Origin of the sequence: Actinomadura rubteroloni, assembly GCF_002911665.1 — a bacterium.
In the GTDB taxonomy this organism is placed as follows: domain Bacteria; phylum Actinomycetota; class Actinomycetes; order Streptosporangiales; family Streptosporangiaceae; genus Spirillospora; species Spirillospora rubteroloni.
In genome coordinates this window covers 854,360-879,422 of the sequence record NZ_MTBP01000001.1, presented here as the reverse complement: position 1 = coordinate 879,422, position 25,063 = coordinate 854,360, and the positions used below count along the sequence as shown (strand labels likewise).

Annotated in this window: 4 protein-coding genes and 2 pseudogenes; all 6 read right to left on the bottom strand. The window is 75.8% G+C overall.

The features are described 5' to 3' along the window. Positions 1 to 51 precede the first annotated feature (51 nt). Positions 52 to 3,486, bottom strand: coding sequence for an amino acid adenylation domain-containing protein (locus BTM25_RS03910; RefSeq protein ID WP_103561369.1), 3,435 nt, complete (start codon positions 3,484 to 3,486; stop codon positions 52 to 54). Continuing rightward, positions 3,483 to 17,678 (bottom strand): SDR family NAD(P)-dependent oxidoreductase, encoded by a 14,196-nt coding sequence (locus tag BTM25_RS03905; RefSeq protein WP_268877636.1) that lies wholly within the window; start codon positions 17,676 to 17,678, stop codon positions 3,483 to 3,485. The genes BTM25_RS03910 and BTM25_RS03905 overlap by 4 nt, the downstream gene beginning before the upstream one ends. Before the next feature lie 64 nt (positions 17,679 to 17,742). Further along, entirely contained in the window at positions 17,743 to 19,179 is a 1,437-nt protein-coding gene (locus BTM25_RS03900; RefSeq protein ID WP_146058944.1) for a DHA2 family efflux MFS transporter permease subunit, read from the bottom strand. A 2-nt stretch (positions 19,180 to 19,181) separates the two neighbouring features. Then, positions 19,182 to 20,663, bottom strand: a complete 1,482-nt coding sequence (locus BTM25_RS03895) for a tryptophan 7-halogenase (RefSeq protein ID WP_103561367.1) — start codon at positions 20,661 to 20,663, stop codon at positions 19,182 to 19,184. Next, positions 20,656 to 23,511 (bottom strand): annotated as a pseudogene (locus tag BTM25_RS30870) (condensation domain-containing protein); the annotation flags it as partial. The gene BTM25_RS03895 and the pseudogene BTM25_RS30870, both read right to left, overlap by 8 nt. 201 nt (positions 23,512 to 23,712) lie before the next feature. Continuing rightward, positions 23,713 to 25,047 (bottom strand): annotated as a pseudogene (locus BTM25_RS30865) (amino acid adenylation domain-containing protein); the annotation flags it as partial. Positions 25,048 to 25,063: the final 16 nt, after the last annotated feature.

The following is a 25,063-nucleotide window of genomic DNA, read 5'->3' as shown; positions in this document are numbered from 1 at the left end:
GATCCCCTGTTTTCACTCGTGAGATGGAATGACGTTCCGTGCTCGTCCGGTTCATGACGTCCCGCGCCTGCGGTCGCGGCGCCGCGCGAGCGCGTCGGCGTTCCGGCTCCGCCGCTGCGCGGGCGCCGGTTCGGCGTCGCCGCCCGCCAGGTGGACCGCCATGGCCCGGACGGTCGGATGGCCGAACATGTCGAGGCGGGTGACCGGACGGCCGAGCCGCCGCCGCAGCAGCGCGACGACCGAGGTGAGCTTCAGCGAGTCGCCGCCCTGGTCGAAGAAGTTGTCCTCGGCGCCCACCCAGTCCACGCCGAGGACCTCGCACCACGCCGCGGCGACCCGGCGTTCCATGTCCGTGCGGGCGGGCGCCGCCGCGCCGGCCGGACGGGCGGCGCGCGGCTCGGGCAGGGCTTTGCGGTCGATCTTCCCGTTCGGGGTGAGCGGCAGGCTCGGCAGGATCGTGACGGTCGCCGGGACCATGTAGCCGGGCAGCCGTTCGCGCAGGGCGGCGCGCAGCTCGGCGGAGGCGGCGGGCGTCCCGGCCCGCACGGTCGCGTACGCGGCGAGCGCGCGGTCGCCGGGCCGGTCCTCCCGGATCACCGCGACCGCCGACTCGATCCCCGGCAATCGGCGCAGCGCCGACTCGACCTCGCCCAGCTCGATGCGGTGGCCGTGCAGCTTGACCTGGCCGTCGATCCGTTCGAGGTATTCGAGGCGGCCGTCGGGCAGGTACCGCACGAGGTCGCCGGTGCGGTACGCCCGTCCCTCGCCCGCGGGGGACGGGACGAAGCGCTCCGCGGTGAGTTCGGGCCGTCCGAGGTAGCCGTCCGCCACGCCGTCGCCCGAGAGGTACAGCTCGCCGGGCACGCCGGGCGGCACGGGGACGCCCCGCTCGTCGAGCGTGTGGCAGCGGGTGTTGCCGATCGGGCGCCCGATCGTGACCGGCCCCCCGCCCGGGACGACCCGGTCGACGGTCGACCAGATGGTCGTCTCGGTGGGGCCGTACATGTTGTGGAGTTCCCCGACGATGCCCGACAACCGGCTCGCCAGTTCGGCGGGCAGCGGCTCGCCGCCGCACAGCGCCCGCAGCGCGGGGTCGCCCGCCCAGCCCGCGGCGATCAGCATCTGCCAGGTGGTGGGCGTGGCCTGGAGCACCGACGGGGCCGACCGCTCGATCCGCTCCCGGAGCGCGAACCCGTCCGCGCAGACGTCGGCGGTCAGCACCTCGACGGTCCCGCCCCGGACGAGCGGCAGATACAGCTCCAGGCCCGCGATGTCGAAGCAGACCGTGGTGAGCGCCAGCAGGGAGTCGTCCGAGCCGAACCCGGGCCGCCGCGCCATCGTCCAGAGGAAGTTGACCAGCGCCCGGTGCCCCACCTGGACGCCCTTCGGGACACCGGTCGAGCCCGAGGTGTAGATGACGTACGCCGCCGCGTCCGGGTCGGACCGGTCGACCGGCGGCCCGGACGGCGTTCCCGCGAGATCGGCGACGACCCGCGTCACCGCGCGGCCGTCCGGGACCCCGTCCAGCGTCCCGGCAAGCCCCGCGTCGGTGACGACCAGCGCGGTGCCCGAGTCCGCCAGCATGTGGCCGATCCGGGCGGGCGGGTACACCGGGTCGATCGGCACGTAGGCCGCGCCGGTCTTCATCACCGCCAGCAGCGCCACGACGAGTTCGGGCGACCGCTCCAGGTAGACGCCCACCCGGCCGCCCGGCCCGGCGCCGAGCCCGATCAGCTCGTGGGCCAGGGCGTCGGCGGCCTCGTCCAGCGCGCCGTAGGTCAGGTCGCGTCCCTCGAACCGGACCGCGACCGCGGCCGGGGCGGCGCAGGCGACGTCGGCGACCAGCGCGCTGACCGTGCGGTCGCGCGGGTAGTCCTCGGCGGTGTCGTTGACGGCCGCCAGCGCGCCGCGCTCGGCGTCGGTGAGCAGCGGCAGATCGCCCAGCGCGACCGTCGGCGCGGCCGCGGCGGCGTCGAGGAACAGCGCGAAGCGGGCCGCCAGCCAGTCCTCCCGGCCGCCTTCGGCCGTGAAGGTCACCGTCCCGTCCTCACCGACGCGGATCGTCAGGGGACGGTCGGCGGCGACCGCGCCGGGGCGCAGGACGGCGACCGGCAGCCCGATCGCGGTGACGCCGGGACGGCGCAGCGGCAGGTCGCCCCGGACCGGACTCCGCCCGGCCAGGCGGTCGAGTTCGGCGGCGACCAGCGCGGCAAGGTCGGGCAGCGTCCGGTCCAGCGGCGCGTCCGGGGCGCGGAACGGCACGTCGGCCGCGACCAGCCCGGACGTCACGCCGATGCCTGTCCCGGCGGAGAGGGCGATGTCGCGTTCCCCGCCCCGGACGAGCCGGGCGAGGAAGGCGAGGACGGCGGCGACCGCCCACGCCTCGGCGCCGCCGTCCGGGCGCAGCGCGGCGGGCAGCGCGACCGGACGGGCCGGTTCCCCGACCGGGGCGAGGTCGCCGAGCCGGGGCGGCAGCAGCGGTTCGAGGGCGCCGAGGACGCGCAGCCAGCGCTCCTCCTCGCGCAGCGCGGCACGTCCCGCCGCGACCAGGGCCGCGACGTCCTCCTCCGGCGGGTCGGCGAACCGCCCGCCGACGTCGCGGGCGACCGCGACCGGGTCGAGCCGCTCGCCGTCCAGGCTCGCGAGGTCGGTGAGGCGGACGTCGTGGTCGACGGTCGCCACGGTGAGCGCCTCGGCGGCGGCCTCGACCACCGTCCCCGGCGGGAGCGTGGACGGGCGGCCGGTCGTCTCGACGCCCCGGACGGCGATCAGCCGGGACCCGGCCGCCAGCAGCGCGACGCCGAAGCCGTTGCCCTTGCGCCCGAACGTCGTGGCCCTGACCAGGGCGTCCAGGTCCCCGGACGGGCGCCGCCAGTCGACGATCCCGCCGCCCGGAGGCCCGTCGTACTTCCCGTGGTAGGTGCGCTCCGCGAGGTCCTGCGGCGTCCGGGTCGCGGTTCCCCGCGCCAGCTCGTCGATCAGCTCGGCGAAGGACTCGACGCCCGCCTCGAAGCACGCGAGGTCCAGGTCGTGCGCCGTCGCGGCGGGATCGACCGGGACGGTGACCTGCTTCAGGACGTCCCCGGTGTCGGCCTCCTCGGTCATCACGTGCCAGGTGACGCCGTGCTCCTTCTCGCCTTCGAGGATCGCCCAGCTCGTGGCGTAGAGGCCGGCGTGCCGGGGCAGCGGGCCGTCGTGGAAGTTGACCGGCAGCGCCGCCGGCAGGGCCAGGACCTCCGCCGGGAGCATCCGCAGGTTGGCGATGCTGAACAGGTAGTCGAAGCTCAGGGACGCCAGGCGGTCGGCGAGGCCGGGCCCGAACGGGACCGTCGGCAGGCCCTCCCGGGCGGCCCACGCCACCAGTTCCGCGCCCGAGAAGACCACGGCCGCCACCCGGTGCCCGCGCTCCAGCAGGAGCCGCGTGCACTCGGCCGCCAGGGTCTCCTCGCCCACGACCACGCAGGTGAAGGTCTCGCCGTGCGTCATGCTCGGTCCCCGTTCTCGCCGAGCCGGGCGAGCAGCTCGCCCAGCAGTTCGTCAACGACGTCGTCGGGAAGGTCCGCGACCAGCCGCTCGGCGTCGCCGGACGGCACGGGCGCTGGCACGGGCACCGGCGCGGGCACCGGCTCCTCGGGCGGCTCGGGCTCGGACCGCAGGTGCCCGGCCAGCTTCCGGATCGTGATCCGCTCGAAGAGCAGGGTCGCGGGCTGCGGCCCGTACACCTCCTCCAGGGCGCGCGTGAGCTGGAGCGCCACCAGCGAGTCGACGCCGTAGTTCTCGAAGGTCAGGTCGGGGTCGAGCCGGTCCGCCGGGATCTCCAGGACCGAGGCGAACACCGCCGTCACCCGGGCGAGTTCGTCGCCCGCGGGGACGTCGGCCCGAACCTCGGTCCGGGCCTGTGCCGGGGCCGCCGGGGCGGCCGGAGCCGGAGCCGGGGCCGCCGGGACGAGTCCGTCGCTGACCGCCGCGATGACGCTCTGGAACAACGGCCCGGACGGCGACCTGGGGGCGTCCGCGCTGACGTCCCGGAACCCGGCGTCGGCCAGCAGGTCGCGCCACTGCCGTTCGGTCGCCAGCGGCGAGGACGGCATCCGGTGCTCCGGATCGGTGAACCGCCACCACCCGGACGTCATGCCGAAGACCAGGGACAGCCGGTGCTGCGGCCGCGTGCCCTCGGCGAGGAGGAGCACCCCGCCCCGGCGGAGCAGCCGCTTGGTGCGGGCCAGGGTGTCGGCGAGCCGCCGGGTCGCGTGGAAGACGTTCGTGCCGAACACCACGTCGAACCCGCCCGGGGCGAACCCCTGGCCGTCCGGGTCCGCCTCGATGTTCAGGACCTCGAACCGTCCGAAGGGATGCTCGGGTCCGAACCTGGCCCGGCCTTCGCGGACGAACCCGCCCGAAAGGTCGGTGAAGACGTACTCGACGCGCCCGGCGTGGGGGGCGAGCGCGGCGAAGACGGCCTTGCTCGTCCCGCCGGTCCCGGCGCCCACTTCGAGGACCCGCACCGTCCGTCCGGGCTCGGCCGCCAGCCGCGTCCGGACCTGCTCGGCGACGAGCGCCGCCGTCTCGGCGTTGCACAGGTCGGTGACCGGATCGCCCGCGTAGACGGCCGCGACCCGTTCGTGGGAGCCGCCGGGGAAGAGCACCTCCATGCCGTTCCGGCGTCCGGTGAGGACGTCGGGCAACGCGATCAGGCAGTCCCGCAGGAGCGTCGTGGCGGGGGCGAGGTCCGGGCGGCGGGCGGCGAGGTCGGTCAGCGCCGCGACGAGCGCCGCCTCCGGCTCCACCGCGCGGGCGGCGCGCCGCCAGCCGCCGTCCGCCGGGCGCAGCCACCCGGTGTCGGCGAGGGCGTCGAGCTGGGACCGGAAGAAGGACTCGTGCTCGGCGACGACGCCGAGCCCGGCGACCAGCTCCGCCTGCCCGGCCGGACGGTCCAGCCGCCGGAACAGGCCGAGACGGTCCAGGACCGACGCCAGCAGGCGCGTCGCCAGGTCCTCGGCCTCCGCGACGGCGGCCTGGAACGGCTCCAGTTCCGGCGACGGCGCCCAGGCCGACCCGACCACGGGCGGCCGCGCCGTCCCGTCCCCGGGCAGGACGACCAGCGCGGGGCCGGGTTCGGCGCCGAGGTCGTCGAGGATGCGCCGGTCGGCGTCCAGCGCGAGCACCTGGGGCTGGTCGCCCGCGAGGACGCGCTCCACGACCGCCATTCCGCGCTCCGCGCTCAGCGGCCGGATGCCCGCCGCCTCGAACCGCCGCAGCACCCGCTCCCGGTCCGGGTCGCCGGCCGCGTGCCAGTACCCGAGGTTGAGGACCCGCACCGGGAAGGGGACGTCGCGGGCCGCGCCCAGCGCGAGCGCGTCCGCGAACGTGCAGCCCGCCGCGTACCCGGCCTGGCCGTGGTTGCCCTCGAACGCCACTCCCGAGGAGTAGAAGAGGACGAAGTCCAGCGGCTCGTCCGCGACCGTCCGCAGGAGGCTCCAGGCGGAGTCGGCCTTCGACTCCAGCGCCGACCGCAGCTCGGTCTCGGGCAGCTCCCGGAGGGGGCGGTTCACCAGGACCATCGCCGCGTGGATCACGCCGTGCAGCGCGCCGAACTCGCGTTTGGCGGTCTCCACTGCGTCGCGCAGCGCCGCCGGGTCGGTGGCGTCCGCCGTCAGGTACCGCACCTCCGCGCCCAAGCCCTGGAGTTCCGCGACGGCCGCCGCGCGGCGGCCGTCCAGCGGCGACCGTCCGACGACGACGAGCCGCGCCCCGTACTCCCGGGCGAGGTACCGGCAGGTGTCCGCGCCGACGACGCCGAGGCCGCCGACGACGAGGTAGACCCCGCCCCGCCGGAACCGGGACGGCCCGGCCGGGAGGTCGACCCGGCGCAGGGTCCTGACCCGGCGGACGCCCGCCCGCAGGGACACCGGGGCCGTCCGCGCGGGCAGCGGCTCGGCCGCCAGCGCGGCGGCCGGTTCCGCGCCGTCCGCCGAGCGGACGTCGATCAGGGCGACGCGCAGGTTCGGGAACTCCTTGCCCGCGACCATCGCCAGCCCGGCCAGGCCCGCCGACCAGGGCGCGTGCCCGTCCCGCTCGCCCAGGGGGTGGACGTCGGACGTGACGACCTTCAGCCCGATCCGGCCGTCGCCGGGGCACCGCCGGTCCAGCGCCCGCACCAGGCGGTAGAGCGCGACGACGTTCGCGTCCGTCACGGCGCGCAGGTCGGCGGGTTCGCCGTCCGGTCCCGAGCCGAGGAAGTACACCAGGTCGGGCGTTTCGGCCAGCGCCCGGTCCAGGTCGGTCTCGGTGAGGCCGCCGGACGGGACCGGCAGCGAGCGCAGGTCGGCGTCGGCGTGCTCGCCTGCGATCCCGGCGGCCAGCGCGGTGTCGAGCCGCGCGCCGACCAGGAGCACCCGGCGGGGGCGCGCGTCTTCGGTCGTGTCGGCGCGGCGCGGCGTCCAGACCGGGAGGTGGCCCGGCACGGCCGCCCGCTTGGCCGCCCGGTACACCAGGCCGGAGAAGCGCACCCGGACCGCGCCGGTCTCGTCGGCCAGCAGGACGTCGCAGCGGTCCCGGCCGGTCTCCCGCACGTGCGACCAGCCGGCGACCGGCACCGGGCCGAACACGTCGACCCGGTCGAGCGAGAACGGCAGCATCGGCGGGGCTTCCGGCCCGCGCCGCGCGAACAGCGCCGCGATCGTGTGCAGGGCCGCGTCCAGGACGCCGGGGTGCAGCGCGTACGCCGGGTCCGCCGTCGTCTCGATCCGGCCGAGGGCTTCGCCGGGACCCGTCCAGACCCGGCGCACCAGCCGGAAGAAGCCGCCGTAGGCCAGCCCTTGGGCGTCGAGCGCGCGGTAGAAGTCCGCGTGCCCGGGGCCTTCGTCCAGACGGTCCCGGATCTCGGCGACGTCGAGGCGCGGCGGGGCCGGGAGCGCGTCGGCCAGGCGGCCGGTGGAGCGGACGGACCCGTCGTCCGCCAGCACGTCGTACCGGTCGCCGTCGAAGCGCACCGACACCGGCGTCTCCGCGCCCGTGCCCCGCAGGGGCGCGAGCCAGCGGACGTCGGCCACGGCCCGGCCGTCCACGCCGCGCGCCCGCGCCACGAGATCGAGGTGGCCGACGCCCGGCAGGATCGGCGTGCCCTGGACGACGTGGTCGGCGAGCACCGGGTCGTTGTCGCGCAGCACCGTCGTCCACAGGGCGTCAGCCGCAGGCGGCGCGCTCGTGTCCAGCCAGTGCCGCACGCGCTCGAACGGATAGGTCGGGAGGGGGACCCGCCGCCGCGTCCCGCCCCGCAGGCCGGACACCAGTTCCCAGTCGACGGCGACCCCCGACACCCACAGGCGGCAGAGCAGGTCGTCGTCCCCGGCGCGGATCTGGGCGGTCAGGAACTCCTCGCCGCCCACCCCGTCGGTGAACAGCCCGGCCAGCGGGGGGTGCTGCCCGACCCGGCCCCGGTGCAGCCACTGCCCTTCCTCGCCGCGCCCGAAGGCGGCGAACCGCTCGGCCGCCTCGCTCAGGCTCGTCGCGACGAACGCCAGGCGCTCGGCCATCGGCTCCCGGCCCGTCCGCAGGGTGTGCGCGACGTCGGCGAGCGCGCGGGTCCCGGACGCCGCCAGCTCGCGTCCCAGTTCGGCCGCGTAGCGGCGGAGCCGGTCCTCGTCCCGGGCGGAGAGCACCAGCGCCTCGGGACCCGTGGCGCGCTCGGCGGGCGCGGCGTCGCGGTACTCCTCCAGGATGATGTGCGCGTTCGTGCCCCCGGCCCCGAACGAGCTGACCGCCGCGCGGCGCGGCAGTTCCCCGCCGTCGGCGTCGCGCGGACGCGGCCACGGCGCCGTCTCCCGCTGGACGGCGAACGGGGACCGGCTGAAGTCGATGACGGGGTTCAGCTCGTCGGCGTGCAGGGTGGGCAGCAGCGTCCCGTGTTCGAGCTGGAGGATCGCCTTGGTGAGCCCGGCGACGCCCGCCGCGCCCTCCAGGTGCCCGATGGCCGACTTCACCGAGCCGAGGGAGCAGAACCCGACGTCGGAGGTGTGCGCGGCGAACGCCTTCGCCAGGGCCGAGTGCTCGATCGGGTCGCCCAGCGCCGTGCCGGTGCCGTGCGCCTCGACGCAGCCGATCGTCCGCGCGTCGATGCCCGCCGCCGCCAGCGCCCGTTCCACGAGCGCCTGCTGCGCCTGGGGGTTGGGGACGGTGTAGCCGCTGGTGCGGCCCCCGTGGTTGACCGCCGACGCGCGGATGACCGCGTGGACGGTGTCGCCGTCGCGGACGGCCTCCGACAGCCGTTTGAGGACGACCGCCCCGACGCCCTCACCGGGGACGTAGCCGTCGCCGCCCGCGCCGAACGCGCGGCAGCGGCCGTCGGAGGAGAGCATCGTCTTCGCGCTGAGATGGACGTACCGATCGGGGTGGACGGCGACGTTCACGCCTCCGGCGACGGCGTAACCGCACTCGCCCCGGCGCAGGCTCTCGCACGCCTGGTGCACCGCGACCAGGGACGCCGAGCAGGCGGTGTCCACCACCACGCTGGGGCCCCGGAAGTCCCCGAAGTACGACACCTGGTTGGCGATCGAGGACCGGTTGGCGAGGACGACCTGGGGGTTGCCGCGCGCCGACTCGGCGGCGGCCAGCACCGCGTAGTCGCCCCACATGACGCCGACGAACACGCCGACGTCGTGCCCCTGCCCGCCGAACGCGGGCGGCGGGATCCGCGACGGCGGGTAGCCCGCGTTCTCCAGCGCCGACCACGCGGTCTCCAGGAACAGCCGCTCCTGCGGGTCCATCGAACGCGCCTGGGCGGGCGAGATCTGGAAGAACAGCGAGTCGAACTTGTCGACGTCGTCCAGGAAGCCGCCCCACCGTCCGTGGCTGCGGCCCGGAGCGGACGGGTCGGGGTCGTAGAGCGCGGCGGCGTCCCAGCGGTCGGCGGGGACCTCGGTCACGCAGTCCCGGCCGGCGGCGAGGTTGTCCCAGAACTCCGCGAGGTCGCGGGCGCCGGGATAACGGCCGCCGATGCCGATGACGGCGATCGGCTCGTCCGGGTCGGTGCCGCGTCCGGCGGGTGCGCGCCGCTCCACGGTCCGCGCCGGGGGTTCGGGCCGCTCCACCGGGGCCGGCTCGGCGGTCTCGGGGAACAGCCGGGCCACCGCGTCCGCGTGCTCGGCGTCCAGGTGGTCGGCCAGCTCCTCCACGGTCCGGTGCTCGAAGAACACGGTGCCGCGCAGGTCGGGGAAGTCGCGGACGAGCACGGAACTGGACTCCATGACCAGCACCGAGTCGAGCCCGTAGTCGTCGAGCGGGACCCGGCTGTCGAGTCGGCCCGGCGGCAGTTTGAGCACGTCGGAGAACGTGCCGCGCAGGTACTCGACCAGCCGGTTCCGCCGTCCGGCCGGGGCCGCCGCCGGGCGGCGCGGCGCGGCGGCGGCCGGGCGGGGCGCGGCCAGTGCCGCGTCCACCTGCGCGGGGACGCCCCAGGCCGGGACGAGCCACGGCCCGTCCGCCGCCAGCGCGAGTTCCAGCGCGGCCACGCCCTGCTCGGGCGTGAGCGGACGCATCCCGCTCCGGCGGCTGTAGGCCGCCAGCTCCTCGGCCCCGACGAGTTCGTCCACGCCGCCGGCCGCCCACAGCGGCCAGTCGAGCGTCAGTCCGCGACCGCGCCGCTCGCCCCGGGCGACCCGCGACGCGCGCAGGACGGTGAAGGCGTCGGCGAAACGGTTCGCCGTGGCGTAGGCCGCCGCGCCGAAGTCCCCGATCACCGAGGCGATGGAGGAGAACACGACGAACAGGTCCAGCGGGTCGTCCCGGGTCAGCCGGTCCAGGTTGAGCAGGCCCCGGGTCTTCGGGGCCAGCACCCGGGCGAACCGTTCGCGGTCGCCGTCGGCGAGGGTCCCGTCGTCGGCGGTCCCGGCCAGGTGGAAGACGCCGTGGAGTTCGCCGAAGCGGTCGCGGGCCTCGGCCAGGGCGGCCCCGAGCCGGTCGGCGTCCGTCACGTCGGCGCGCGGGGCGAGCACCTGCGCGCCGAGATCGGCGAGCCGGGCGTGCCACCGGGCGACGGTCTCGTCCGGTTCCGACCGGCCGACCAGCACCAGCCGCGCCCGGTACTCGCGGGCCAGGTACTCGGCGAGGGTCCGGCCGAGGGCGCCCCCGCCGCCGGTGATCACGTAGACGCCGTTCTCGCGCAGGTCCCGGGCCGGGCCCGCGGCCTCGGCCCGGCGCAGCACGCGCACCTCCCGGTCGCCCCGCGCGGTCCGGCGGACCTCCAGGCCGGCGGCGCGCGGCCCCGCGCGCAGTTCGGCGACGAGCGCGGCGGCGGTCCCGCCGGGCGGCGTCCCGGCGGGAAGCGCCAGCGTGAGCAGCTCGACCCTGGGAGCGACCACGGACGCGGACCGGGCGAACCCGGCGAGCGCGGCGTGCTCCGGTCGTTCGCGCCCGTCCTCGTGCGCGTGGACCACCGCCGCCCGGACCCGTCCCGCGACCGCTCGCGCGGCGAGGACGACGTCCGTCAACGTCCGGAACGTCGCGTCCGGAACGTCCGCGGCTTCTTCGGGGACGACGACGAGATCCAGCCCGTCCGTCGTGCCGAGGTCCGCGAGCCGGCCGGGCGTCTCGTCCGCGCCGAGGGCGGTCACGCGGGTCCACGCGCCGGTCGCGGCGAGGGCGGACTCCAGCGCGGCGTCCCCGCCGATGAGGACCAGCGGGCGGAGCGCGCCCTCGGCGGCGGGGGCGGGGACGGCCGTCCAGAACGGCTCGTAGAGGAGCGGCCGGCCCGCCTCGGGGGCGGCGGCGCCGAGCAGCCTGCCCGCGAAGTCCCGGACGGACGCCAGCACGCGGCCGGTGTCGTCGCACAGGGACACGTCGAAGCGGCGCACGCCCGCGGCCTCGCCGAGGAGGCGGGCGTGGGCGTGGCTCACGTCCGCGAGGTCCCCGTGGACGTCGAACGCGTCCAGGCTGAACGGCACGGCCAGTTCCCCGGCGCGGGGCGGCGCGGTCCGGCCCGCCCAGTGGCACGCGCGCAGCGCGCCGTCGAGGACGGCAGGGGCCGGTCCGCCCGGGGCCAGCCGCACCAGCGCCTCGTCCCGGCCGCTCCGGATCGCGTCGATGACCTGGAACGACGGCCCGTAGGCGAACCCCGCCGCGCGGTAGTCCGCGTACGCGCCTTCGCGGTCCCGGACGACGTCGGTCCGGCGGCGGACGGCGTCGAGGTCGAGGTCGCCGGGGACGTCGGCCGGGGCGGCGGCGACGGTCCCCCGGGCGTGCACGGTCCGGTCCGGGCCGCTGTGCACCTCGAAGGAGAACCCGTCGGCGAAGGAGACGTGGAGGTCGAGGTCGCCGCCCGCGGGCTCGATCGTCGTCCCCCACACCACCGAGCGGAGCACGTGCCGCACGCCGGGTTCGGCCAGCGCGGCGGCGGCGCGGACGAACTCCAGGACGGCCGCGCCGGGCAGCACCGCCCGTCCGTCGATCACGTGGTCCCGGAACAGCGGGTCGGACGGGCCGAGCGTCTTGCGGAACCGCAGCCCGGCGACGGTGGACTCGTTCGCGTCGACCAGCGGGTGCGGAGCGGGCGCCCCCAGCTCGGGATCGAGGGGGATCCAGTAGCGCTCGGGCGCGAACGGGTACAGCGGGGCGCGGACGCGGCGCGGCGCGGGACCGGAGGCGTGCAGCGCGGACCAGTCCACGTTCTCGCCGGCCAGCCACCGGCGCGCGAGGTCGCCGAGCGGCCCGGCGGCGGTGACGTCCGGCCGCTCGCCCGTCGCGGCGAACCGGCGGAGGGCCGCGACGATCTCGTCCGCCGTGACGGCCGGGATCGCCAGCCGCCGGTCCATGGGTTCGCGGCCGACCTGGAGGGTGAAGCACAGGTCGGCGAGCGACGTCGGCCCGGTCTCCAGGAAGGACGCGGCATTCTCGGCGTAGGCGCGCAGGCGCTCCTCGTCGCGCGCCGACAGCACGAACAGCACGGGCCCGGCCGCGCGTTCCCCGGCCGGGGCGGCGGGTGCCTCCGCGAGGACCAGGTGCGCGTTCGAGCCGCCCGCGCCGAAGGAGCTGAGCCCGGCCTTGCGCGGCCCGTCCCCGGCCGTCCAGGGCTCCAGCTCGCGCTGGACGCGGAACGGCGCCCGGGCGAAGTCGATGTTCGGGTTCAGCTCGGCGGAGTGCAGGGACGGCACGAGCGTGCGGTGCCGGAACTGGAGGAGGACCTTGGTCAGTCCGGCGATCCCGGCGGCGGACTCCAGGTGCCCGATGTTGGACTTCACCGAGCCGACGGGCCAGCGTCCGGGCGCGGCGGCGTCCCCCGCGTACGCGCCGGTCAGGCCGGTCACCTCGATCGGGTCGCCGAGGGACGTGCCCGTGCCGTGCGCCTCGATGTAGCCAATCTCCGCCGGGGCCACCCCGGCGCGCTCCATCGCGGCGCTCACGGCGCGCTGCTGGGCGCGCGGGCTCGGCACGGAGAAGCCGTTGGTCCGGGCGCCGTGGTTGATGGCGCTGCCGAGGATCAGCCCGTGGATCTGGTCCCCGTCGGCCAGCGCCTGCGCGTAGGGCTTCAGCAGGACCGCGCCGACGCCCTCGCCGGGCACGTAGCCGTCGCCGTCCGCCCCGAACGCGCGGCAGCGGCCGTCGGACGACACGAACCTGCCCTGGCTCAGGAAGGCGTACTTGTACGGGTGGATCGAGACGTTGACGCCGCCCGCGATCGCCATCTCCGTCTCGCCGCGCCGCAGGCTCTCGCAGGCCAGGTGGATCGCGGTGAGCGACGACGAGCACATGGTGTCCAGCGCCAGGCTCGGCCCGGTGAGGTTGAGGACGTAGGAGACCCGGTTGGCGATCGTCGCGAAGGACGAGCCGGTGAGGGGACGTCCGCCGCGCAGCACGTCCACGGCCCCGTGGAACTGGTACTCGCCGTACATGACGCCGACGTAGACGCCGACCGGGCGGCCGGCCAGCGCGGACCGCCGGTACCCGGCGTCCTCCACCACGTGCCAGGCGGTCTGGAGGAACAGCCGCTCCTGCGGGTCCATCAGCTCGGCCTGGCGCGGGGAGATGCCGAAGAACAGCGGGTCGAAGCGGTCGACGTCGCGCAGGAAGCCGCCCCAGCGGGTGTGCGCGCGTCCGGGCGACGCGGGATCGGGGTCGTACCAGCGCGTGGCGTCCCACCGGTCGGCCGGGATCTCGGTCACGCAGTCGCGGCCCTCGGTGAGGTTGGTCCAGAACTCGTCCAGGTCGTCGGCCATCGGGTAGCGGCCCGCCACGCCGATGATCGCGATGGCCGAGTCGTCGACCTCCGGGCTCGGGGGCCGGGGGGCCGCCGGGACGGGCGCGCTGATCGCCGCCCCGTGCTCGCCCGCGAAGTGGTCGGCGAGTTCGCCGAGCGTCGGGTACTCGAAGAAGAGGGTCTTGGACAGGTCGCCGAACCGGCGCTCCAGCTCCCGGTTGAGCTTGGTGATCATCAGGGAGTCGATGCCGTGCCGGTCGAAGGTGTCGTCCTCGCCGAGTTCGTCCGGGTCCAGCCCGGTCTCCCCGGCGATCAGCAGCCGCAGCATCCGCAGCGCCTCCGGGCGCGTGCCCGCGTCGGCGGGCGCGGCGGCGGACGGTGCGGGCGCGGCGGGCGCGGGACGGCCGAGCGCCGCTGCGATCCGCTCGGTGTCGCCGTACGCGGCCACCACCGCGCCGGGACGGCCCAGCACCCGCTCGAACAGGTCCAGGCCGACGCCGGTCGGCAGGACGCCGAAGCCGGTGCGCGCGGCGATCTCGGCCGCCGCGTCGGCGGTCTGGCGCATCCCGCCGTCCGCCCACATCGGCCAGGCGACGGCCGTCAGCCCCGGGACCCGTTCGGCGAACGCTTCGAGGAAGGCGTTCGCGTAGGCGTAGTCGGCCTGGCCGACGCTTCCGATGTGCGCGGCGATCGAGGAGAACGCCACGAAGAAGTCGAGCGGGTCGTCGGCGGTCGCGGCGTGCAGCGCCCGGACGCCCGACACCTTCGGCGCCAGCACGGCCGCGACGTCCGCGTCGGACTTGGTCATCGCGAACCCGTCGCGCAGCACGCCCGCCGCGTGGACGACGCCGTTGACCGGCCCGAACTCCCGCCGGACGTCCGCCAGCAGCGCGGTGAGCGCCGCCGGGTCGGCGACGTCGGCGCTCCGGTACGTCACGCGCTCGTCCAGGCCGGACGCCGTCGCGGCGCGTCCGACCAGGACCACCCGCGCGTCGGCGCGCTCCAGCAGCCGGCCCGCGACGGCGCGGCCGAGACCGCCGGCCCCGCCGGTGACCAGGTAGACGCCGCCGTCGCGGACGGCGACCGGTTCGGTGTCGGGGGCGGGCACGAAACGGGGGACCCGCCGGCCGGACGCGGTGTGCGCGACCTCCGGGTCGCGGCCGTCCCCGGCCAGCTCCGCGCGGAGCGCAGCCGTCTCGTCCACGCCCGCCGCCAGGCCGACCGCCTGGACGGCGAGCAGCGGGTTCTCCGCCCGCACCGTCCGGGCGAGGCCGGCGAGCGCCGCGCGTTCCGGCAGCGGCCCCGACGCGTCGTGGCGGTGCAGCAGCACCACGCGCACCGGCTCGGACGGGCGGCCGTGCAGCAGCCGCCGCACGACGTGCAGGACCAGTTCGGGTTCGGGCTCGTCCAGGACGACGGCGGAGACGCCGGTCAGCGGGCCGTCGTCGGTGGGCGCGGCCCGTCCGGCCTCGGGCAGGGCCGCCGCGAGGGCGCTCGCACGGTCGTCGGCGGCGATCACGAGCACCGGCCCGGCGGGAGTCGCCGCGGGCACGGCCGGGGCGTCGTCCCACTCGCGGACCAGCAGGTCGGCGGCGTCGGTGCGGCGCAGCACGCGGACGGCGAGCCCGCGCAGCCGGGCCAGGACCGTCCCGGCGGCGTCCAGCAGGACGAGGTCGGCGCGGACGGAGCGGTCACCGCGCTGATCGACCGTGACGTGCACGCGGCACGGTCCGGTGACGGGCGCGAGAACCGTCAGTTCCTCCAGGGCCAGCGGCAGGAACCCGCGCGCCCCGCCGCCGTAGGTCCGGGCGAGCAGGACGACGAGCGCGTGCAGCGCCCCGTCCAGCAGCGCGGGGTTCAGCACGGCGCCGTCCAGGGCGGCTCCGTCGGGGAGCCGCAGCGTCCCCCACGCCTCGTCGGCGCCGAGCGCGACCTCGGCGAGGGCCCGCATCCGCGCGCCGTAGTCGAGGTCGTGCTCGCGCAGCAGCGCGTAGCAGCGCTCGTGGGAGACGGTCTCGGCGTCCGGTCCGGCCGGTTCCGGGACGGGCCGGACGGTCCCGTGGTCGAGCGGGCTCACCGATCCCGAGGCGTAGACCGTGCCGTCGTCGGTGATCTCGAACGCGGCCGTGCCGGGCTCGCGCCGCAGCGACACCCGCGCGGCGCGCGGCCCCGAGGCGTAGGACATCAGCCGGTCGAACGAGACGTCGTGCAGCCGCACCGGACCGCCGGTCGCCAGTTCGCCCGCCGCGCGGGCGAGTTCGAGGAACGCGGCGGCCGGCATGACCGGCTCCCCGCCGACCCGGTGGTCCGCCAGGTAGAACTCGGTCCCCGACCACGCGCTGCGGTAGGCGAAGGACTCCAGCGTGGACACGTTCTCCGCGAGCATCGGGTGCGGCCCCGGCCCGGCCGGGGCGTCCGCGGGGACGTCCATCCAGCAGCGGCGTCCCTCGAAGGGGTAGGTGGGCAGCGGCACCCGGCCGCGCGCCTCACCGGCGAACCAGGCCGTCCAGTCGATCTCGGCGCCCGCCTGCCAGGCCCGCGCGACGGCTCCCCAGGGGCCGTCCGCCACGCTCAGCGCGACGCCCCGCACCTCGGCGTCCGCGCCGCGCAGCGCGCGGTCCGGGGGCGGCGGTCCCGTGTGGCGGGCGGCGTCGGCGAGGTCGAGGACGCCGAGCACGGCGGCTCCTGCGGCCGGGCCGTCGCCGTGGATCGCGACCGGCCGCAGGCCCCAGCCCAGCCAGAGCTTGCCCAGCGCGTACTGCACGGCGAACGACGCCGCCTCTTCCTCCGGACGGTCCGCCGCCGCCAGCGCGGCGGCGTAATGCTCCGCGAACGCCGGTTCGGCGGCGCCCCACTCGGCGGCGAGTTCGGCCGCCCCGGCGACGTGCTCGGCGAAGACGAACGACACGCCGCCGCCCGCCGGAGCGCCGGGGACCGGCGCCGAGCGCAGGGCGGCGGCCAGGTCGGCCCGGCCGGTCCCGGCGACGGCGATCCGGTACTCGTGGACGCGCCGTCCGACGGCGAGGGTGTGGGCGACGTCCGCGAGCGCCGCGCCGTCGTCGCCGTCGAGGTGGTCGGCGAGCAGCCGGGCGGCGGTGCCGAGCGCCGACGGGGTCCGCGCCGACACCACCAGGACCTGCGCGGGACGCGACGGCGCGGCGACCCCGGCGGCGGGCGCCTCCTCCAGGACGGCGTGCGCGTTGGTCCCGCCGATGCCGAACGAGCTGACTCCGCCGCGCAGGGGGCCGGGGGCCGTCCACGGCGCGGTCCGGGTGCTGACAGTGAACGGGCTCGCCGGGAAGTCGATGGCGGGGTTGGCCGTCGCGAAGTTCACCGTCGGCACCAGCGTGCGGTGCCGCATCATCAGGACGGTCTTGATCACGCCCGCGACGCCCGCCGCCGCGTCGAGGTGCCCGACGTTGGACTTGACCGAGCCGATCGCGCAGAACCCGGTGTCGCCCGTCGCCTCGCGGAACGCCCGGGTGAGCGCCGAGACCTCCACGGGGTCGCCGAGCCGGGTGGCGGTGCCGTGCGCCTCGACGTGGCCGATCGACCGGGGGTCGACGCCGGACACCAGGTGCGCCTCGCGGACGACGGCCGCCTGCCCGGCGGCCCCCGGCGCGGCGAAGCTGACCTTCCCCGCGCCGTCGTTGTTGGTGGCCGTGCCCTTGATGACGGCGTGGATCGTGTCCCGGTCGGCGAGGGCGTCGCGCAGCGGCTTGAGGACGAGCACCCCGACGCCGTTGCCGAGCACGGTCCCGCCGGCGTCGGCGTCGAACGTCCGGACGCGCCCGTCCGGCGACAGGATCGCGCCCTCTTCGTACAGGTAGCCCTTGGTCTGCGGGAACTTGACGGTGACGCCGCCCGCGAGCGCCACGTCGCACTCGCCGTTGATCAGCCCCTGGCACGCCAGGTGGATCGCGACCAGCGACGTCGAGCACGCCGTCTGGACGGTGTAGGCGGGCCCGCGGAGGTCGAGTTTGTAGGCGAGCCGCGTGGCCAGGAAGTCCTTGTCGTTGCCCACCATGACGGCGAAGTGGTCGCTCGTGGCCGTCTGGTCGACCGCGGGGAGCACCTGCTGCTGGAGGTAGGTGTTGATCGCCGCGCCGGCGTAGACGCCGATCAGCCCGTCGTGGCGCGCGGGGTCGTAGCCGGCGTGTTCGAGCGCGGCGTGCGCGGTGGTCAGCAGGACGCGGTGCTGCGGGTCGGTGATCCGCGCCTCCGCCGGGGTGAACTCGAAGTAGCCCGTGTCGAACAGGTCCACGTCGGGGATCACGCCGTGCGCCGCCACGTAGGCGGGGTCGTCCAGCAGGCGGGCGGGCACTCCGGCCGCCGCCAGCTCGTCCCGGCCGAACCGGCTGATCCCCTCGCGGCCCTCGCTCAGCAGCCGCCAGAAGGAGTCCAGGTCGTCCGCTCCGGGAAACCGCCCGGCCATGCCAATGATCGCGACATCCGTCTCGACCGCCGTGCCACGCTCGGCGCCGTCCACCAGACACCCTCCCCAGGCCGGGCCGCGCGGAAGCAACGGGCCTCCGCGCGGCGTTCCGGCATCGTCAGTCCTGCCGCCGCATCCAGTTCGCGGGCAGCCCAAACAGCAGTGCGAATACGACGGCCGTCCCCGCCACCGCCCACCACAGGGCGGTCTGGCCGTGCCCCGGGTAGTCGTACGGCGCGCCGAGCGCGGGGGCGAAGACCAGGCCGACCAGCGCGACGCCGATGGCGCCGCCGAGCTGCCCGGCCGTGTTGATCAGTCCGGTGGCCGAGCCCGCGTCCCGGGGCGGCACGCCGGACAGGATCGCGTTGGTCAGCGGGGCCACGATCAGGCCCATGCCGAACCCGACGACCAGCAGGGCGGGCGCCTGCTCCAGCGAGTTGAACGACGTCCCCTCCCAGGCCATCCCCCCGGCGAACAGGGCCAGCCCGGACGCCATCACCAGCGCGCCGATCATCATCGTGCGCCGGCCCAGGCGGGGCACGAAGGACTTGAACGCCACCGTCGCCCCGACCGCCACCGCGAACGAGTAGGGCAGCGCCGTCAGGCCCGCGTGGATCGGCGACCAGCCCATGCCGCTCTGCATGAACAGCGTCCACACCACGGCGAAGCCCGAGATCACCAGGGTGAAGATCAGCATCACCAGCAGCCCCGCCGCGAACCCCGGCGCCCGGAACAGGCCGAGCGCCACCAGCGGGTCGCCGCCGCGCCGCCGCCGCGCCACCTGGTGCGCGACGAGCACGCCGAGGATCACCACGGCGGCGGCGATCGCCCCGATCGACCAGGCCGGCCAGTGCCGCGCCCGGCCCTCGATCAGCGCGTAGGTGAGCAGGCCGACGCCCGTGCTGGCCAGCAGCATGCCGACCGGGTCCGCCTTGAGCGGCACCGGCGACCTCGACTCCCGCACCAGCCTGGCCGCCGCGACGAGCGCGAAGACGCCCACCGGCACGTTCACCAGGAACACCGAGCGCCAGCCGAGGCCGAACAGGTCGATCTGGACCAGGAACCCGCCGAGGACCGGCCCGAGCACGGCGGCCAGGCCGGTGATCGACCCGTAGAGGCCGATCACCTTGCCGATCTCCTGCGGCGGGAACCCGACATGGATGATCGCGAGGACCTGCGGGATCATCAGGCCCGCCGCCGCGCCCGCCGCCAGCCGCGCGACGATCAGCGTCTCCGGGCTGCCCGCCAGCCCGCAGGCCAGCGAGCTCACCGTGAACGCCGCCATGCCGACGAGGAACACGCGCTTGCGCCCGTAGATGTCGCCGAGCCTGCCGCCGGTGATCAGCAGCACCGCCAGGGCCAGGCCGTAGGCGGCGATCGTCCACTGGAGGGCCGAGTACCCGGCGTCGAGGTTCCGCTGGATGCTCGGCACCGCGACGTTGACGATGGTCGCGTCCAGCAGGTCCATGAACGCCGCGATGAGGATCACCGCCAGCGCGGTGAACCGCTTCGGGTCGGCCTGGACCTCCGGCGCGGCCGGCGGCCGGTCGCTCACGCTCACGTGCTCTTCCGCCAGAGCAGCCCGTCCGCCGACGGGACGAGACCGCCCTCGAACAGCGGCGGCTCCTCCTCGGCGTCCTCGCCGAGCATCGCCTGCAACTGCACCTTCGAGCCCTCGACCATCGCGTCCCGGACGACCGGGGAGTTCATCATCGGCACCCAGCCGCCGCCGTCCCCGCCGGTCGCGCCGACGGCGGAGCCGAACTCCGCCGACTGCTGCTCCAGCCGCTTCATGAGGGTCTCGGCGTCGCCGAGGGCGGCCTCGCCCGAGGAGACGCCGCCGACCAGCTCCACGAACGCCTCCAGCTCCGGCCGGGCGCTCTGGGTGAGCTGCTTGGCCGCCCAGAAGTAGGAACCCTCGGCCTGGTGGGTCTGGTAGAACGACACCAGGAACTCGTAGAACACCCCGTACTCGCGCCGGTAGCGGGCCTCGAACTCCCGCAGCGCCGTCTCCTCGTCCAGGACGCCGCCGAGCACGCTGTTGATCGACCGGGCGGCGAGCAGGGCGCTGTAGGTCGCCAGGTGCACCCCGGACGAGAAGACCGGGTCCACGAAGCAGGCCGCGTCGCCGATGAGGACGAGCCCCGGCCGCCAGAACTCCGTCTGGTGGTAGGAGTAGTCCTTGCGGACGCGGATCTCGCCGTACTGGCCGGTCGTCACCCGCTCGGCGGGGGACAGGAAGTCCGCGATCATCGGGCACTCGGCGATCAGGTCGTTCAGCGCCGTCTCGGGGTCGCCCTGGACCTTCTCGGCCATGTCGCGCCGCACGACCGCGCCGACGCTGGTCAGCGAGTCGCTCAGCGGGATGTACCAGAACCAGCCGCTCTCGAACGCGACGCAGAGGATGTTGTAGCGCGTCGGCTCGGGAAGCCGCTTGCCCCCGGTGAAGTACCCGAAGAGGGCGAGGTTGCGGAAGAACTCGGAGTACTCGCGCTTGCCGCCCACCTTGTCGTGGAGCCGGCTCTTGTTGCCGGACGCGTCGACCACGTACTTCGCCGTCGCCCGCCGCTCCGCGCCCTGGTCGTCGGTGTACCGGACGCCGGTGACGCGGTCGCCGTCCTCCAGCAGGTCCAGGACCGAGCAGCCCTCCTGGACGCGCGCCCCGCGCTCGCGGGCGTTGTCGAGCAGGATCTTGTCGAACTTCGACCGCTCGACCTGGTAGGCGGTCGAGGTCGGTCCCGCCATCTGCGGGGACACCGCGAACGAGAACGTCCACGGCTCCGGGTTCGCGCCCCAGCGGAACGTCCCGCCCTTCTTCAGCGGGAAGCCGGCCTTCGCCAGCGCGTCCGCCGCGCCCGTCAGGCGGCAGACGCCGTGGATCGTCGACGGCAGGAGCGACTCGCCGATCTGGTACCGCGGGAAGTGCTCCTTCTCCAGGACCAGCACCGAATGTCCCTGCTTGGCGACCAGGGCGGCCAGCGTGGAACCGCCGGGCCCGCCACCGACCACGATGACGTCGAACTCTTCGGCACTACTCACGTTCGGCCTCTTTCTCTTGGGTTCCCGAAAGGTCCTGCTGCGTGGTCTGTTCGTCCGGCCCGGAACGCAGGCGGTCCAGGTCCCGGTCCGGGTGCCGGACGGCCCGGTCGAGCAGGAGCGTGAAGTCGCGGGCCAGCCGTTCGGCCGTGGCCCGCGCGAACAGGTCGGTGCTGTACTCCAGGTGGCCCGCCAGGCCCGCGCCGGTCTCGCGCAGCGACAGGTTCAGGTCGAACCGCGCCGTCCCGGCTCCGCCCGGCAGCAGCTCGACGTCCAGACCGCCGGTGTCGGCCGGGGGCCGGGCGCCGCCGCCGGGCGTCGCCGCCAGGTTGAACATCACCGGGAACAGCGGCGGGCGGGACGGGTCCGGGTCCGGCACGAGGTCCCGGGCCAGGTCCTCGAACGGCAGGTCGCGGTGCGCCTGCGCCTCGGCCACCGTCTTCGCCGTCGCGGCCAGGACGTCGGCGAAGGACGTCCCGGGGGCGACGCCGATCCGCATCACCAGGGCGTTGACGAAGTAGCCGACGACCTCCTCCAGTTCCGGCGCGGGCCGGTTGGTCACCGGGGAGCCGATCGCCAGCTCCGGGTCGTCGGAATGTCCGCCGAGCAGCACGGCGTAGGCCGCGAGCAGGGTCGTGTAGAGCGAGACCCCGTGCTCCGCGCCGAACGCGCGCACCCGGTCGGCCAGCTCGCCGGGGACGGTGAACTCGACCGCCGCGCCCTGGTGCGTCCGCACCGGGCAGCGCGGGTAGTCGGTGCGCAGCGACGGCCGTTCCGGCAGCCCCGCGAGCCGGGTCCGCCAGTAGTCCCGCTGCCGGTCGAGGACGGCGCCGTCGACCACGCTCCGCTGCCAGGCCGCGTAGTCGGCGTACTGGAGGGACAGGGGCTTGAGCAGCGGTTCCCGGCCGTCGCTCAGCTCCCGGTAGGCCGCCAGCAGTTCGGCCAGCAGGATGCCGGTCGACCAGCCGTCGAAGATCCCCCAGGGCCGGGTGAGCACCAGCACGTGGTCGTCCTCGGCGAGGGCCGCCAGGTGGGCGCGGAGCATGTGCCGGTCGGCCGGCGCGAACGGGCGCAGCCGCTCGGCCCGCGCCCATTCGGCGAACGCGGCCTCCCCGGGGATCGCGACGGGGACGACCTCGAACCCGTCCGCGCCGTTCACCCGCTGGACGGTGACCCCGTCCCGCTCCACGTAGCTGGTGCGCAGGATCGCGTGCCGTTCCACGAGGACGCGCACGGAGCCCGCGCAGGCCGCCCGGTCGAGCGGGCCGCGCAGGCGCAGGGCGACCTGCACGTTGTCGTGGGCGGCGCCGAGGTGGTCGGGGCCGCGCAGGAACCACAGGTCGCGCTGCCCGGTGGACAGCGGCGCCTCCGTCCCCTCCGCCGCCGGGACGTCCGGCACCAGGTCGGGCGGCGACTCCGGCGCCGCGTCGGCCAGCGCCTCGGCCAGCGCGGCGGCCATGTCCTCGATCGTCGCGGCGGCGAGGATCAGTTCCAGGGGCAGCTCGGCGCCCGTCGTCTTCTTGACCCGCAGGTTGAGGCGCGTCGCCAGCAGCGAGTGCCCGCCCAGGTTGAAGAAGTTGTCGTGGACGCCGACCCGTTCGATCTCCAGGACCCCGGCGACGAGACGGCACATCGTGCGTTCGGCCTCGGTGCGCGGCGCGACGTACATCTCCTTGGCGACGTCCTGCTCGTCGGGGGCCGGGAGGGCGCGCTTGTCGACCTTGCCCTGCGCGGTGACGGGCAGGTCCTCCAGCACGACGAACGCGCTCGGGACCATGTAGTCGGGCAGCCGCTCGCCGAGGTGGTCGCGCAGCTCCCGCACCAGCCCGCCGCCCAGCAGACCGGCCTGCGGGACGTTCGCCGGGCGCGGGTTCCGGTAGGCCGAACGGGCGCGGACGGGCGGCAGGCCGCCCCGGCCGAGCACCAGGTCCAGCCCGTCGGGCCGGTCCTGCGACCAGGTGGCCGCCACCTCGTACCCCAGCTCCTCGGCCCGTGCGAGCGCGGCCTCCAGGTCCGCGATCCGCCGCCGGGCGTCCGCCGACAGCCGGTCGCCGCCGGGCAGCGGCTCCACCTGCCGGGACGGCGCGAGGGTCGTCAGCGACGCCTCGACGCGCACGTCGTCGGCGATGCGCGGGTTGGTCAGGCCGACGACGCCGAACCGGTCGGGCGCGCCGGATTCCAGGAGCGCCACCAGGTCGGCCGGCTCGGCGGCCTCCAGCCACGGATGGTCGCCGGCCGGGACCGCGGAACCCTTGGTCAGCACCACGTCGTAGCGGTAGGAGAGCATCTCGTTGCCGCCGAGCCCGCGCTTGACCAGGACGTCCACGGAGCCGACCCCGTCGAAGCGTCCGGGCAGCCCCGTGAAGTAGGCGGGGCTCACCAGCAGCTCGGTCTCCTGCCTGCGGCGGCGCTGCACCTGCGCCGCCAGCGCCCCGGCGGTGCTCGGGACGCCCGCCCGGCTGCGCTCGACGGCGCAGACGTGGGCGGAGAACAGGTCGAGGTTGCGGATGTCGCCCAGCAGGACACGGCCGCCGTCGGCGACCAGGGGCAGGATCCGGGTCAGCACCTCGTCGAGGTACGCGCGGCTCGGGAAATACTGGACGACGGAGTTGAGCACCACTACGTCGAAGGGGTCCTCGCCCGCCAGCTCGGCCACCGCGAGGGCGTCGCCCTGCCGCAGCGCGACGTGGTTCCAGCCCCGGCGTTCGGCCCCCCGGCGCACGTCGGCGAGGGCCGCGCCGGAGATGTCCATGCCGTGGACGGCCGCGCAGTCCCCGGCGTACCGGAACAGCAGCAGGCCCGTCCCGCAGCCGACCTCCAGGATCCGCTTCGGGCGGAGCCCGGCGATGCGCGCGACCGTGCCGTCGATCCATTCGCGCATCTCGGGCTCGGGGATCGGCTCGCCGGTGTAGCTGCTCTCCCAGCCGGCGAGGTTCAGGTCGTCGGGCGTCTCCTCCTCGCCGGTACGGGAGTACTGCTCCTCGAACAGCCGCCGCCACTGGCCGAGATGCTCGGCGACCTGCGCTTCGGCCGCCGCGTCCAGCCACTCCCGGGTGGGGCTCAGGTAGGCGTTCAGGGTGTGGACCTCGCCCGCCGTCCGCGGCACGACCACCGCGCTGTGCACCGACGGATGGGCTTGGAGGACGGTCTCGATCTCGCCGGGCTCGACCCGGAACCCGCGGACCTTCACCTGGTCGTCGACGCGGCCCCGGAACTCAAGCGTCCCGTCGGGGAGCCTGCGCACCAGGTCGCCGGTCCGGTAGAGACGCCCGCCGGGGTCGTCGCCGAACGGGTCGGGGACGAACCGCGCGGCCGTCAGGACCGGGTCGCGGAGGTAGCCGCGCGCGACGCCCGCGCCGCCGAGGCACAGCTCGCCGATGACGCCGTCCGGGACGAGCCGGAGGTTTTCGTCGGTGACGTAGGCGGTGGTGTGCGGGATCGGACGGCCGATCGGGATCCGGGCGTCGTCGGCGATGTCGCGCGGGATCACGTGGTAGGTCGAGGCGATGCTGTTCTCGGTCGGGCCGTAGCCGTTGACCACGGTCAGGTCCGGGCGCTCCGCGCACAGCCTGCGGACGTCCCGGGCGGAGAAGGTGTCGCCGACCACGGCCAGGTAGCGGAGCGGCAGGTCCCGGCCCGTCGCGGCGACCACGAAGTCCGGGAGGAGCGCCGCCGAGAGCAGCATCGTGGTGACGCCCGCGCGCCCCACGACGTCCAGCAACTGGGCGGGGTCCTTGGAGTCGCCGTCGTGCAGAATCAGGACGCCGCCCGCCAGCAGCGGCGTCAGCACCTCCTGCGGGCCGGCGTCGAACGAGATGGACGAGTGGTGCATGACCACGGTGTCCTCGTCCGCCGCGAAGTAGTCCGGGTTGCGGACGAGCCGGGCCACCCCGCGCTGCTCCACCAGGACGCCCTTGGGCCTGCCGGTGGAGCCCGAGGTGAAGATGACGTAGGCGAGGTTCCCGGGGGACGCGCCGGCGTGGGACGGGTCGTCCTCGGGCATCGCGGCGAGGACCTGCGCGCCGTCGGCGGCCCGCGCGCCCGTGTCGAGGTGGATCACCTCGTCCACGCCGTCGAGCAGGCCGTCCCGCAGGGTCGACTGCCCGAGGACGACGCGCACGCGGGACCCGTCGAGGATGGCGCGGACCCGCTGCTCGGGGTAGCCCGGGTCGATCGGGACGTACGCGCCGCCCGCCTTGAGGACGCCGAGCAGGCCGATCACCAGGTCGGGGGACCGGTCGGCGCAGAGCCCGACGAGCACGTCGGGGCCGACGCCGGTCGCCCGCAGGTGGTGGGCCACCCGGTTCGCGCTCCGGTTCAGCTCGGCGTAGGTCAGCGTCCGGCCGCCGAAGCGCACCGCCACCGCGTCGGGCCGCCGGGCCGCCTGCCGCTCGAACAGCTCC

What these genes read in the sequence shown, in the direction of transcription:
- BTM25_RS03910 (WP_103561369.1), bottom strand. Translation starts at nt 3,486, where the DNA reads ATGACGCACGGCGAGACCTTCACCTGCGTGGTCGTGGGCGAGGAGACC.